Genomic DNA, 13,573 nt, shown 5'->3' with positions numbered 1-13,573 from the left:
ATATCTACTACGCCGAATTCCTACTAGCATTCGTATTTCCAAACAGTGAACGGATTACTAACTTTTCATAAACGCTAACTAGCTTTTCATCCATGATATTATTCTTTTTCATCGCATTGATTTGGGAGGAAGCGTATTGTTGGATGGCTAATAAAGGCATTACGATTTGTTCTCTCATGGCGATAGAGGCTTTCCCGTCGGGATAGTTTTCCATGAGTTCTTTGTGTCCTGCTATTTTTAGTAATAGTCTTTTGGTTTCTAAGAATTCATCGTAAATGATTTGCCAGAAGGCGCCAAACTCTTCATCGTCTTTCATGTAAGCTGTGAGTGGGAAGAAGCATTTGGCTAATGACATCGCAGTATTCTCTAATAAGGTTCGGAAGAATAAAGAATCGTCATATAAGCTTTGAACTTTATCCCATTGATTAGTATCTTCAAAATGTTTCAAAGCGGTTCCTACTCCGAAAAACCCAGGAACGTTTTGTTTTAGTTGACTCCATGATCCCACAAAAGGAATGGCACGCAGGTCGGCGAAGTTTAATTTATCTGTGGCATTTCTTTTAGAAGGTCGGCTACCGATATTGGTTTTTGCGTAGTATTTAAGCGTGCTGATCTGCTCTAAATACGGAATGAATTTAGGATGGTTTTTAAAGCTTAAGTATTTTTCATAGCCTAATTCGGCCAAAGTATCAATGATGATTTTATCACTTTCCGATAAATTGTTTTCTTCTTTGTTAAAGATTTGATTCGCGACTCCGGCACTCAATAAGTTTTCGAGATTATAACGACAAGAATCAAGCGTTCCAAAGTTGGAGCTGATGGTTTGTCCCTGCACGGTAACTTGAATTTCTTGATTTTCAATAGTAGAACCTAAGGAAGCATAAAACTTATGGGTTTTTCCGCCGCCACGAGCTGGAGGTCCACCTCGACCGTCAAAGAAGATTACTTTGATGCCGTACTCGCGAGAGATTTTGGTTATCATTTCTTTGGCTTTGAAAATACCCCAGTTGGCCATTAAGTAACCGCCATCTTTAGTACCGTCTGAGAAGCCTAGCATTACAGTTTGCTTGTCTTTTCGTTGTTGTAAATGAAAACGATAGGCTTCATTTTTATACAACTGCTCCATAATTTCATGGGCATTTTGCAAATCATCAACGGATTCGAAAAGCGGTACAATATCTACCGTTGGATTTTCCCAACCCACTAAGCGGAATAAGGCAAAAGTTTCAATGACATTCAGCGCGCTTTCATTATTACTGATGATGTACCGATTGCAACTGGTTTCTCCATTCTTACTTTGAATTTCTCTCATCAATTTGATGGTATCCAAAGTGGAACGTGTCATTTCATTTTCAAAAGTATGGTGTGTTACATTGTAATGGAGGTTTGAGATGACTTCTATCTTCTCCTCTTCCGAAAGCGTGTTGTAGTCTTCGTTGAAATACACGGCTTTCTCTCTTTTCAAAAAGGCAATGATATCGTCAAAAACCTGATTGTGTATCTTACTATTTTGTCTAATATCTAAGGAGGCAAAGTGAAACCCAAACTGATTGATCTTTTGCAACAACAAATTGATTTCATCTAAGTACAACGATTGGTGATTATCGATGATGATTTGTTTGACAATATTTAAATCGTTGATTAGTTCCTGCAATGATATTAATACTTCGCCTTGCGAATAAAAAACAGAGCGGTATAATTTGTATTCAATGCTAGCGATAATAGTATCGACTTCGTTGAAGGTTAGTTTTCTTTTCAGATTTCTGATATCAAAGTAATAGCATTTGAGAATGGAAGTTCGGAGTCTGTCAGCTACTTTTTCGGTAATCTCTGGAGTTACAAAAGGGTTTCCATCTCTATCGCCACCGGGCCAAAAGCCCAAATTGATCACTGGATTTTCGATACTATTACCCTCAAAGAAGTTCTTCTGTAAATACTGCATCATCTCCCCTATGGTTTGGTAAAACACATTTTCAAGATACCAAATTAGACTTACCGCTTCATCGAAAGGCGTTGGTTTTACTTTTTTAATGAATGGCGTTTTTCCTAATTGTGCCAATAATTGTTTAATGGCTATCAAATCATTTTTCCGAATGGCTTCAGTCAAATCGGTTATGATTCCTAAAACAGACCCAGGATAAAATTGTGTTGGATGGGCTGTGAGAACAGTTCGTACATTGAAGTTTTCGAGGAAGTTCTTTAGTTCCTCACGTTTATCTTTAGCGTCTGACTTTTCTTTTACATCACGCAACGAACCTCTTCCTTCTAGATTGTTTACTATTGGGAAAGCAGCATCTTCTATAGCATCAAAGAGTACAATTTGACGTTCGACATATTGGATAAAGCGGAATAGTAAATCGATTTTATGCTCTTCAGACATATTGTCTAAATACTTCTCGGAAAAGAAATCGACGATTTGTTTGGGTGACCAATTCTTTTTAAACCCCGCATCACACACTTCACTAAATAAAGGCAATAAAACGCCAGTATTATCAATAGCGTCAAAAGGAAGTGTTATGAAAACACTGTTATAGATATTGTATTTCGATCGGACATTTTGGTTGAAACGTTCAATTTTAGGTAAAGTGTACATGGTAGTGAAATTGAATTTTAAAAGTACAAAAAAACCTCAAGGTTTTGCTTGAGGTTTTACATATATTTTTTGATTTGACTAGTCTAATTCTTGAAAGATCGTGTGCATTAAACGTTTTTTGTCGTTAATGCTTTCTTCTAATGAAATCATAGTTTCTGTTCTGTAAACCCCTTCGATATCATCAATCATGAAGATTACGTCTTTGGCGTGTTTCGTATCTTTAGCTCTGATTTTGCAGAAGATATTAAATTTACCAGTAGTTACATGAGCAACGGTTACATATGGAATTTCGTTGATTCTTTCTAATACAAATTTGGTTTGAGAAGTATTGTTCAAAAACACACCTACATAGGCGATGAAAGAATACCCTAATTTTTCATAATCTAAAGATAATGAAGAACCCATGATGATTCCTTGATCTTCCATTTTCTTTACTCTGACGTGAACCGTTCCAGCAGAGATAAGCAATTTTTTTGCAATATCCGTAAATGGAATTCTGGTGTTATCAATCAACATGTCTAAGATTTGGTGGTCTACTTCGTCTAGTTTAAACTTGCTCATACAACTTTGTTTTGTTAAAATCAATCTTCAAATTTCAAGTTCAAAAAAAGTTAACTATTCAATGTTTCCGTTAACTACTCTAATTTGTTTTCCTAAACTAAAAGTAGCTTTTGAGTTGATTGTTGGACTATTATTTTCAGTATCATGATAAATTTCGCCTTTAGCGTCAAACTCGACATGACCAAAATAATTTTCTAAAGAATCAATTTGAGCAATTACTGCTTCAAAAGTTATTTTCTTATTATTTAGAACTTCTTTGAACTTAGCTGCAAAATTGATAATTTTTTCGTTATCATCATAATTTATTTTAACATTTTTATAAACAAAATCATAAAAAACGACTTTATTTTGCGGAATTTTCACGTAATCCTCATTTTTGTTGAGAACTATATCGTTTTCGCGGAAATAGCTTAGACCAGAAATCAAGGCTATAAAAATATATTTTCTTGTTATTTCTCTTTCATAATCGTTAGGAAAATGACCTGCTTCAAAAAGAATAGTGGGAACATTTAAATACTGAAAGGTATCACCCACACAATTCAAATTAAACGAATCATCAAAGCGACCCACTTGGTTGGGAATGAATTGTTGCAGTGTTTCATTCATGGCAACAATGATATTCATAGCTTTTGTTCGCACTTCATTGATATCTCGATTTTCATTATAAGCTGGTGCTAAAAAAGAAACGGTTGCTGGATTTCCCGTTGTGCCAGCTCCGAAAATGGTTCTTTGATCGTGAAGATTGTAGCAATAATTAGGTTGAAATGCTTCAAATGTTTTTCGTAAAATGATACTTTCGGGTTGGGACAAGTTTTGTGCATCACGATTTAAGTCGATTGTGTTTGCATTTTCACGGGTGTATAATTCGGCTCCGTCTGGATTAAGCATTGGAAGCATGCAAAAAGTGAATTCGCTTAACAACTTGTTACTTAATTCGGATTTAGTGTGCAATAGCTTTAAAAAATCAAACAAGGCTTTGGTAGTGGTACTTTCATTGCCATGCATTTGCGACCACAGTAGAATTCGAGTGTTACCCGTTCCAAGCTCTATTTTATATATAGGCTTTCCTAAAACCGATTGACCAACAATTTCTGTAGAATATTTTTCCAATAAGGGTTCAATATGCTCTAAGGTGATATATCTTCCAAAGAGTGATTCTTCTTTATTATCTTGATGTAATTGTAAATAATTCATAGTTTGTTTTTAAACTTGAAAACTTCTTTCTGGAATTTTCCCGATGGCGTCTTTAAAATGAGGCAAAATGAATTTCATATCTTCTTCATAATTTCCTGTAACGGTAAAAGGATTTCCAACTCTGACCTCTTTTTTACCATAATCAAAAGCTACTGGAATTATGGGCACATTGGCTTTGAGAGCGATGTAATAAAAACCTGTTCGGAGCTCGGTTACTTTTTTTCTGGTGCCTTCGGGTGATAATGCTAATCGGAATGTTTCGTGTTTGTTAAATACTTCCGCAGTGGCATCCACATTGTTTTTGCCTCCACTTCTATCCAATGGCGCACCACCAACGCTTCTAAAATAATAGCCAAATGGAAAAGCAAACAGCTCTTTTTTGCCAACAAAATTAATTTCGACTTTCATAATTCCGCGAACCAATAAGGCAATGAAAAAATCAACATTCGCAGTATGTGGGATAACAATGACAACACACTTTTTGATGGAATCATCCATAGTACCAATCAATTTCCAGCCGAGTAATCGATAGAAAATAAATTTGTAAAGTCGTTTTTTCATCTGTCGTTATTATTATTTTTCAATTGTCACATGCAATCGCCTTTCTTTGAGTGGAGTTTGCTTTGCAAACTTGTATTTTTTTGGCGATGTCATGTGTATTAATTTGCGTAAATTTAGTATTTCTGTGTTACTTTTGAGAAAATATTTATTGATGATTCGAAAACTGTTCAGCTATTTTATTCCAATTACTATTTACAAGAAAAATTCTTCTGTAAGCAAATCGCTTGAAGTAACTTGGAATAACGGTGAATTGGTTTTAGATAGTAAAAGTACTAATTACTCCTATGGAAGTTTACAACGCATTCTTCGAAAAGGATTGAAATATATAGGTTTTGACCGCATACGGAATTTTGAAAGTATTTTGGTTCTTGGAGTTGCTGGTGGCAGTGTCATTAAAACCTTGGTAGACGAAGTAAAATTTAAAGGAAAAATTACTGGTGTTGAAATTGACGAAACTGTGATTGCTATAGCTAATCAGTATTTTGAATTGGATAAAATTCCAAATTTGGAAATTGTGATTGATGATGCATTTGAATACGTTTTGAAAACTAAGAAAACGTATGACTTAATCATTATTGATATTTTTGAAGATAGTACCATGCCCAACTTTTTGTTTCAGGATTTTTTTATCAATAGAATTAATTCGCTTTTAAATCTTAATGGATTTATCTTGTTCAATACGATGGTAATTAACCAAAAACAGGAAGAGCGCAACGCCCATTACAAATCAAAATTTAATGGTAATTATTCTTTACGGATGTATCCTAAAGTAGAAACGCACAACGAATTGTTTACCATAAAAAAACTAAGCTGATGGGATTTTTCAAAAAATTATTGATTGGTAAAGTAAATGAAAACTATAAACCAAAATACAATCCAATAGAGAGGAGAATTTTAAACATCCGTTCTATTTGGAATAACGACCATCAAGATGATAATGGTATTGAAAAAATATTTCGTTTGTTCCTGTCTGTTTCTCAATTATTATTTCCTGGTATTTATGTAAAAACTATAGCCTCTAAAATAAATTATGCTTACAAGGATTTGGCAATGGATTGTTATATAGTAATGAAAACATTGTTTCCATTCTTGATACTTGTGAATCATTGGCAAGAATACAAAGTTTTAATTTGGCTGTTGGTTTATCTAATTTTAGAAACCATTCTTTATATTCCAACACTGATTTTTGCTTCCGATTTATTTTCGCGTCCGCGTTCCTATAAGCGTTCGATGTTGTTGTTATTTTTTAACTATTTAGAAATCGTAATATCGTTTGGAGTCTTTTATACATTGGGTAACAATACCAATATTCCTTTTGCTCATTGGTCAGATGCCATCTATTTTAGTTTAATGACTACAAACACCATTGGTTACGGAGATTATTATCCGATAACCACCTATGGGAAATTTTTAGCTTGCATTCAGGCGATGTTCTTCTTGTCGTTTGTGATTTTGTTTTTGAATTTCTTTTCTACAAAAGTAAAATCAAAAGGCTATTTTGACAATGAGAATAATGATCTTTAAATTAGCTTCCTAGCTTGTTCTAAATCTTCTGGTGTATCTATTCCAATACTTCCTTGATTGGTTTCGACCATTCTAATTCTTTTTCCAAATTCTAAGTAGCGGAGTTGTTCTAGTTTCTCAGAAGCTTCGAGTGATTTCATTGGTAAACGATAAAAATCTAGCAAGGCTTTTTTACGGAAGGCATAAATTCCGATGTGTTTCATATAACGAACTCCAGCATCAGGGTCACGAGGATACGGAATTACAGAACGAGAAAAGTATAATGCAAAACCATTTTGGTCGGTTACCACTTTTACATTATTTGGGTTTTCAATTTCCAATTTGTCTTTGATTTCAAACATCAACGAAGCTAAATCGATTTTATGTTCAAAATCATTTCGAAAAACATCCAAAACTTTTGCTAAAGGTTCTTTGTTGATAAAGGGTTCATCTCCTTGTACATTCACTACAATATCTACCTCTAACTTTTCGACAGCTTCAGCAATTCGGTCACTACCACTTTCATGTTCTTTGATACTCATGATAGCTTTGCCTCCATTATTGATGATTTCATCGTAAATCAAAATACTATCGGTAACCACAAAAACATCACTAAATAAATGGGTATTGACTGCAGCTTCATAAGTTCGTTGAATTACAGTCTTTCCGCCTAAATCTTGCATGAGTTTGGCAGGAAAACGGGTTGAGGCATAACGGGCTGGAATGACGGCGATGATTTTCATAAACTAAACTTGTGAGTGGCTAAGGTACAAAGTAGTTTTTATTTTAGGAACTAATTAAAATTTGCTTACCATAATTTTAAATATATTAGCATTAAAAATAAGAAAAAATTTTTAGTCTTTATACATGAAACATTTTTTTATCCTTTTGTTACTAATTGCCTTTAATGGAAATTCCCAAATAATTAAAGATAGCCTTTTGGTAAAAACTGATGTAGTAAAAGATACTATCATTGATGTAAAAAGTTCGTGGTATGGAAGATCAATGTTCCTATCATTAACTACAGGAAGTGATACTAAAGGAGAAACATTGTCTCAGCGAATTTGTCAAAACGCTGAATTTGGACGATCGTTTGGTTCAGTAGATGTTGGCATTGCTTTAGGACAATTTAGGAGGATGGTTGCTGACAGTAGTAGTGTTGGTTTTTCTGAACTAAGAGTAACTATGGATGCCTGTCAATTTGGTATTTTTAGTAATGAAATATCGGTTGGGGCGGGCTGTCTTTTTAATTCAAAAACACCCGTAATGATGGAAATATCTTCCACTCTTTTTGCGCAATTGGAAGAACATTGGGGATTGGGATTTGTTTTTGGTAATATTGATTTTGTGGGAGACCATAACGATGCCAATAAAAGTTTTTTTGGCCTTTATTTTCGATATGGGCTTATGCGAAACGAAGGAGGAATATTAACCAATAAACTACGAGTCATTGAAAATAGCAGAAAGCACAGTAATAGAAGGAAGAAAACTATTTTTTAATCCAATTATTTAAGGGTTAATATCAAAAGACCAACGATTATAAAACCTCCTCCAACAGCAATCTTCCATGAAAATTGTTCGTTTAATACTATAAAAGATAATAATAGCGTAATTAAAATACTTCCTTTGTCTATTAATGCCACTTGTGAAACGTTACCTATTTTAATGGCTTTATAGTAAAATATCCATGAAAGTGAAGTTGTTACACCTGAAATAGCGAGAAACACTATATCCATTTTGGTGAGATTTCTAAAATCTTTGACCGATTGAAATACAAATACATTAAGCCAAACTATCAAGAAAACGACTATCGTTCTCACTGCCAATCCAGTATCAGAGCTTACATTTCGCAAGCCCATTTTGGCAATGACCGAAGTCAATCCAGCAAAGAACATTGAGATTAAAGAATATACTATCCAGTTTTTCATTTTTAAAGTGACTTAGTTTTTGAGTAGCTAAGTTACTTAGTATTTTTAAATATTACTCTTCAAAACTCTCATCCTTAAAACCAATCAAATACAATTTATCTTTAGCACGAGTGACTGCAGTATAAAGCCAACGCACGTAATCTACATCGATACCATTTGGCAAATAGGGTTGTTCTATAAATACTGTATTCCATTGTCCACCTTGTGATTTGTGACATGTGATGGCGTAGGAGAATTTTACCTGCAAGGCATTGAAGTATTCGTTGTTTTTAACTTTGAGAAACTTTCTATATTGAGGTTCCCCTTCATAATCTTTCATTACTTCTTGATACAATCGATTGCTTTCATCAAAAGTTAATGAGGGAGATTCACTCGTAATGGTGTCCAATAATAATATAGTCTCAAAAGGTTTTTGATTGGGATAATCAACCATTCTTACTTTGACTTTAGCAAATTTGAATCCGTATAATTCTTTGAAACTAAATATCTCTAACACTTCTACAATATCACCATTGGCAATAAAGCCTGCTTCATCGGTTTCTTTTAACCAAAAATAATTGTTCTTGACTACCATTAAATAATCGCCAACAGACAAGTCACTTTCTTTGTCAAGAATCCTTGTTCGAATTTGTTGGTTGTATTGATTGGCTCGTTTGTTAGAGCGGACTATAAAACAAGTATCTTCAATACTATAATTACTATAGGCACTTTGTATAGCATCTTGAATATCGAAGCCGTCGGTCAATCGGACAATGTCTTTGTAGCCTTTTAAGACAAATTGAAAGGTATCAACAAAACTGCTTTTGAGCAATTCTCTTAATTGAGTAGCATTATATAAAATTCCCGATTTTTCTTCCTGACGCATGACTTCATCTAATTCAATGGAGAAGATTTCTTTGTTATAATTCATGGCCAATTTATCGGTATCCAATGCTGGACTGACATCCAATTGTACCGGTGGCAACTGAGCCGTATCGCCCAATAGAATCATTTTGCAATTATCGCCATTGTAGACATAAGAAATCAAATCATCCAGCAAGGAACCATTTTCATAAAGTTTGGCTTCCGTATTGACATCCGATATCATCGAAGATTCATCTACAATAAATATGGTATTCTTAAATTTATTGGTTTGCATCGTAAACGAAACACCTCCCGTTTTTCCTTTTTTAGGAAAGTAGATTTTCTTGTGAATCGTAAACGCCGGTTTGTTGGAATAATTAGCAATTACTTTGGCAGCTCTTCCTGTTGGTGCTAGCAAAACATACTTTTTATTGATGTCTATCAGATTATTTACTATGGTTGAAATCACCGTAGTTTTTCCGGTTCCCGCATAACCTTTTAAAACAAAAATTTCATTGGAGTTGGAATTCGTCAAAAAATCAGCAATCATTTGAAAAAAAATATCCTGCTTTACGGTCGGTTGAAACGGAAATTGTTTTTGTAACACGCTGTAAAACTGGCTGGAAGTCATTTGAAATTATACTGAATAATTGGAATTCAAAGATAAGTGTTAGTGTAACATATATTGCAACTAATTATCAATATATGCTATAAGTTTTGCACAAATTCGTAAGTTTGCCGTTCCTAATATAGAAGGAAATACTATGTGGCAAAATAACAATGTTATTGAAAAAATGTATAAAAAATTAGCTATTCAAGTTTCTTTGAATGGTTTGTCTTTTGTTGTTTTTGATACGTTGATGAATAAGCCTTTAGTGTTAGAAAATATTCCAATTGGGAAAGTAAATGTCACTGCCAAAATTGAAGATTTATTTGCTGAAGCTTTTCAAAATCATCCTGAACTCCAAGCAGATTATGATGAAGTGGTGATTATTCACAGTAATAATCTTTCTACGTTTGTGCCTACGGCTTTGTTTGACGAAGACTATTTGGGGAGCTATTTACAGTTCAACACGAAAGTTTTTGAAACCGACTTTTTTGCTTTTGATCTCTTAGAAAAATATGAAATGAATAATGTTTATATTCCATATGTGAACATGAACAATTATTTCATTGATCAATTTGGCACTTTTGATTACAAACATGCTAATAGTATTCTGATTGAAAAATTATTAGACCTTTCTAAAAACAATGAAGAACGTAAAATGTTTGTTCACATAAGCGACACCCATTTTGAAATTGTGGTGATTCAAAATCAGAAACTAGAACTTTACAATTCTTTTGAATACAAAACACCCGAAGACTTCATTTACTATATTTTATTTACTGCAGAACAATTGCATCTGAATCCCGAAAGTTTCAAATTAGAACTTTTAGGAAAGATTGATATTGAAAGTCCGCTTTACACCATAGCCTACAAATATGTTAGAAATGTTGCTTTAATGGATTTTACTTCGGTTTTTAATTCTTTTACAGATGCCCAAAACAGAGAACACTTTATTCTCCTAAACTCATGAGAATAATATCAGGTAAATATAAAGGCCGAAGAATTGCTCCTCCCAAAAACCTTCCCGTTCGTCCTACGACTGACATGAGTAAGGAAGCCTTATTTAATGTATTGAACAATCATTTCAATTTTTCGGAGTTAAAAGTGCTAGAGCTTTTTGCAGGAACTGGAAGTATCAGTTATGAATTTGCCTCAAGAGGATGTACTCCTATTTTATGTATAGATGGCGATATCGGATGTGTGAACTTCATTAAAAAAACAGCGAAAGAATTTGACTTTGATATTACTGCGATTAAAAGTGATGTGTTCAAATTTCTCGAAAAACATACGGGCAACTATGACATCATCTTTGCTGATCCTCCTTATGGTTTAGCCCAAAAAGAATTCGAAAAAATTATCGAAATGATATTCGAAAGCGAATTACTTGATGAAGAAGGCATGCTAGTAGTAGAACATTCCAAATACACCAAGTTGGACCACATGGCCAATTATTCGTTCCAAAAAAACTATGGTGGTTCGGTCTTCACTTTCTTTGAATTTGAAAATAATGAAGAAGAAGCCGAAGATATGGAAGATGAGGAAAACGAAGATTAAATTATTTAATCCGTTTTGAATTTTCATCAATATCTTTCTCTTTGTATTCCGACTTTTTGATTTCTCCAAAAAAGTATTTTACAGAAAACGAAATGGAGTGCGAATCAGTATAATACTTTCCTTGCGCAGTTACAGAATTAATGGTAAAGTCTTCTCTAATATTCATTTTTCTGAGAATGTCATTCCAACTTATCGAACAGCTCAAGTGCTTGAAGAAAGTTTTAGAAATTGCTGCGTTCATGGTAAAAAGAGCATTTCTTTCAAAAACACCCATTTGCTGTTTTGTCAGTCCCCATCCAGTGATATAGAGTTCGTATTTTTTAGGTAGCGTAAAGATATGATTCGAATAATAGTATAAATTAGGTTTAGCCTCTTTCACTAAAGCTTGTTCATCTGATACTTTATTTTGACTCAAACTCAATATGTTCAAAGTGTTCCAAAATTTATATTTGAAAGGTAATGTCAACTCAATAGTTAAATTGGTTTCTTTATCAAAGTTCATCGTAGTAAAGGTTAACAACTTTTCGGCATCGTTATAATTGGCACCATAATAAATTGGATTAGATGTTTTACTATACGAAACTCTTATCACCTTGTCTTTATATTGATAGCTCAATGCTATTTCGTCAGTTAGCGTTGGATTCAAATTGATATTATTGGCCCAAACAAAATAAGGATTAATGTAAGTTGATGTCTGACTTGTAGAAGAATAATCAGGTCTTGAAATACTCTTGGCATAATCCATACTTAAAGTATTAGTACTATCAATTACCATTTCGAGTTGCGCCTTTGGAAAAAGATTAATGAAGTTTTTATCTACATTCCAAGTGCTCTGAGTGTCGTACTTTCCTTTTACATTGGTGTTTTCAGCTCTTAGTCCTAAGCTATAGTTCCATTTCTTGTAGCTTCCCGAAAATTGAGTATAAGTAGCAATATTCTTTTCTTTATACTGATAAAGCGTTTGATTTTCAGTTGCTGGATTTAGAGTTGCCACTTCAAAATTAGTTTTAGCATCCGCTTGAAGATAGAGTCCTCCGAGCTCAATTTTCATTTTATTTTTAAACTTTTTTTCTAAATCAATTCTACCCGAACCTACATCTATTCCGAACATCTGATTACGATATTGTGCTAATTCAAAACCATTATCATTATAATTATTAGAGATTTCGCTTGCCATTTTTTGATTAAAAGTCGAGTACTGAAAACCCGAAAAAAGCTCAATACCTAGTCTCTTACTTTTATGATTGTAGTTTAAAAAACCACTGGTAAAATCTCTTTTCTCTTCGTTGACATTTAAAGTGTTAATATCATTTATTACATTTTGATCTTGGTTAAAAGTAGTAGTGATGATATTAAAAACATCTTTTTGAGTTCTTCTATTAACATTTAACGATAGATAATCATCTTCATTGATTTTGTAAAAAACACCACCTCCATAAATAAATTGGGGTCTATTTGTCACAGCCGTAACCAAATAATTAGATTGTATTTGATAATTAGGAATCGTAAAATCATTACCGTTGCTTTCCCATACTTTCATCTGATTGTAATTGAAATTGATTTTGAATTCGAGTGCACCTGTTTTGAAACTAGCATTAACAGATGAATAATTATTGAAGTATTTTTTAAACATCGCATTTTCAGCAAAAGCAACTTTATACCCTTCTCTTTTACTAAACTTTCGGGTAATCAGAATTACCGCTCTTCCCTCCGCTTCATATTTCGCTGATGGATTGTTGATGATTTCAATAGTTTTGATATCTTCTACAGATAAAGAATTTAAATCATTCATATCAGCCTTTTGATTATCGATATATAACAGCGGGCTTCCTTTTCCAACTATTGAGATGCCTTGCTTGTCAGGAGTTACTTGTACTTTTGGCAATTTTTCTAACAAGTCAATAACATTAGGAATAGTGTTGTAAATAGAATTGGCTACATCTACTTTAATGGTGCCGTTTTTATTAGTAAAGGTTTTTGTTTCATTTTTAACCACTACTTCTTTTAACTCTTTTGGCTTTTCCTGTTCTTTACCTTGCTCTTGATCTTTGGGTTGTTCTTGATTTTTAGGCTGTTCCTGAGCTAATCCTAATTGAGACACTAGTAATGCTACTACCAAAAGTGTTTTGTACATTTTTATCGATTTATATTTGGTACAAAAATGTTCCTATTTTCTGGGTCCGAAAGTTAATCGAAGGTTAATGCAGGGTTAAAAGATTTAGTTTGCTA

13 protein-coding genes are annotated in these 13,573 nt (G+C 33.4%); 5 read left to right on the top strand and 8 right to left on the bottom strand.

Annotated elements, in window-relative coordinates:
- Positions 1-7 precede the first annotated feature (7 nt).
- The 4 genes from OLM53_RS00225 to OLM53_RS00210 all read right to left on the bottom strand — a co-directional run bounded on the left by OLM53_RS00225 (position 8) and on the right by OLM53_RS00210 (position 4,909).
- A complete protein-coding gene (locus tag OLM53_RS00225) occupies positions 8-2,593 on the bottom strand; it encodes a phosphoenolpyruvate carboxylase (RefSeq protein WP_264521044.1) in 2,586 nt (861 codons plus the stop codon).
- A 78-nt stretch (positions 2,594-2,671) separates the two neighbouring features.
- Positions 2,672-3,154, bottom strand: coding sequence for an Lrp/AsnC family transcriptional regulator (locus OLM53_RS00220; RefSeq protein ID WP_264521043.1), 483 nt, complete (start codon positions 3,152-3,154; stop codon positions 2,672-2,674).
- A 54-nt stretch (positions 3,155-3,208) separates the two neighbouring features.
- Positions 3,209-4,348: a M14 metallopeptidase family protein gene (locus OLM53_RS00215; protein ID WP_264521042.1), complete on the bottom strand. Its 1,140-nt coding sequence runs from the start codon at positions 4,346-4,348 to the stop codon at positions 3,209-3,211.
- A gap of 9 nt (positions 4,349-4,357) precedes the next feature.
- Positions 4,358-4,909 (bottom strand): 1-acyl-sn-glycerol-3-phosphate acyltransferase, encoded by a 552-nt coding sequence (locus OLM53_RS00210; protein WP_264521041.1) that lies wholly within the window; start codon positions 4,907-4,909, stop codon positions 4,358-4,360.
- Positions 4,910-5,060: 151 nt separating this feature from the next.
- On the opposite strand from OLM53_RS00210, the gene OLM53_RS00205 reads away from it, so the two are divergent.
- Together OLM53_RS00205 and OLM53_RS00200 are read left to right on the top strand one after the other, a co-directional pair.
- A complete protein-coding gene (locus tag OLM53_RS00205) occupies positions 5,061-5,723 on the top strand; it encodes a spermidine synthase (RefSeq protein WP_264521040.1) in 663 nt (220 codons plus the stop codon).
- Entirely contained in the window at positions 5,723-6,433 is a 711-nt protein-coding gene (locus OLM53_RS00200; protein WP_264521039.1) for a potassium channel family protein, read from the top strand. The genes OLM53_RS00205 and OLM53_RS00200 overlap by 1 nt, the downstream gene beginning before the upstream one ends.
- Here OLM53_RS00200 and kdsB read toward each other — a convergent pair.
- Positions 6,430-7,155, bottom strand: a complete 726-nt coding sequence (gene kdsB / locus OLM53_RS00195) for a 3-deoxy-manno-octulosonate cytidylyltransferase (RefSeq protein ID WP_264521038.1) — start codon at positions 7,153-7,155, stop codon at positions 6,430-6,432. The two genes, OLM53_RS00200 and kdsB, sit on opposite strands and share 4 nt — an antisense overlap.
- A 124-nt stretch (positions 7,156-7,279) precedes the next feature.
- Between kdsB and OLM53_RS00190 the strand changes: the two genes are divergently transcribed.
- On the top strand, positions 7,280-7,912 hold the full coding sequence (locus OLM53_RS00190; RefSeq protein WP_264521037.1) for a hypothetical protein: 633 nt from the start codon (positions 7,280-7,282) through the stop codon (positions 7,910-7,912).
- Between the two features lie 5 nt (positions 7,913-7,917).
- Here OLM53_RS00190 and OLM53_RS00185 read toward each other — a convergent pair whose 3' ends face one another.
- Positions 7,918-8,340, bottom strand: coding sequence for an EamA family transporter (locus OLM53_RS00185; protein ID WP_264521036.1), 423 nt, complete (start codon positions 8,338-8,340; stop codon positions 7,918-7,920).
- 52 nt (positions 8,341-8,392) lie between these two features.
- Complete coding sequence (locus OLM53_RS00180) at positions 8,393-9,814, bottom strand: ATP-dependent DNA helicase (RefSeq protein ID WP_264521035.1); 1,422 nt, start codon at positions 9,812-9,814, stop codon at positions 8,393-8,395.
- A 163-nt stretch (positions 9,815-9,977) separates the two neighbouring features.
- Here OLM53_RS00180 and OLM53_RS00175 point away from each other — a divergent pair, with 163 nt between their 5' ends.
- Together OLM53_RS00175 and OLM53_RS00170 are read left to right on the top strand one after the other, a co-directional pair.
- A complete protein-coding gene (locus OLM53_RS00175; RefSeq protein WP_264521034.1) occupies positions 9,978-10,760 on the top strand; it encodes a DUF3822 family protein in 783 nt (260 codons plus the stop codon).
- On the top strand, positions 10,757-11,344 hold the full coding sequence (locus OLM53_RS00170; protein WP_264521033.1) for an RsmD family RNA methyltransferase: 588 nt from the start codon (positions 10,757-10,759) through the stop codon (positions 11,342-11,344). Before OLM53_RS00175 ends, OLM53_RS00170 begins: the two co-directional genes overlap by 4 nt.
- A 1-nt stretch (position 11,345) precedes the next feature.
- Here the strand turns inward: OLM53_RS00170 and OLM53_RS00165 are convergent, their stop codons facing one another.
- Positions 11,346-13,478, bottom strand: a complete 2,133-nt coding sequence (locus OLM53_RS00165; protein WP_264521032.1) for an outer membrane beta-barrel protein — start codon at positions 13,476-13,478, stop codon at positions 11,346-11,348.
- Between the last annotated feature and the right edge of the window lie 95 nt (positions 13,479-13,573).

Origin of the sequence: Flavobacterium sp. N1994, assembly GCF_025947145.1 — a bacterium.
Lineage (GTDB): Bacteria > Bacteroidota > Bacteroidia > Flavobacteriales > Flavobacteriaceae > Flavobacterium.
The sequence above is the reverse complement of the archived record's forward strand: the minus strand, read 5'-3'. Positions and strand labels throughout refer to the sequence as shown.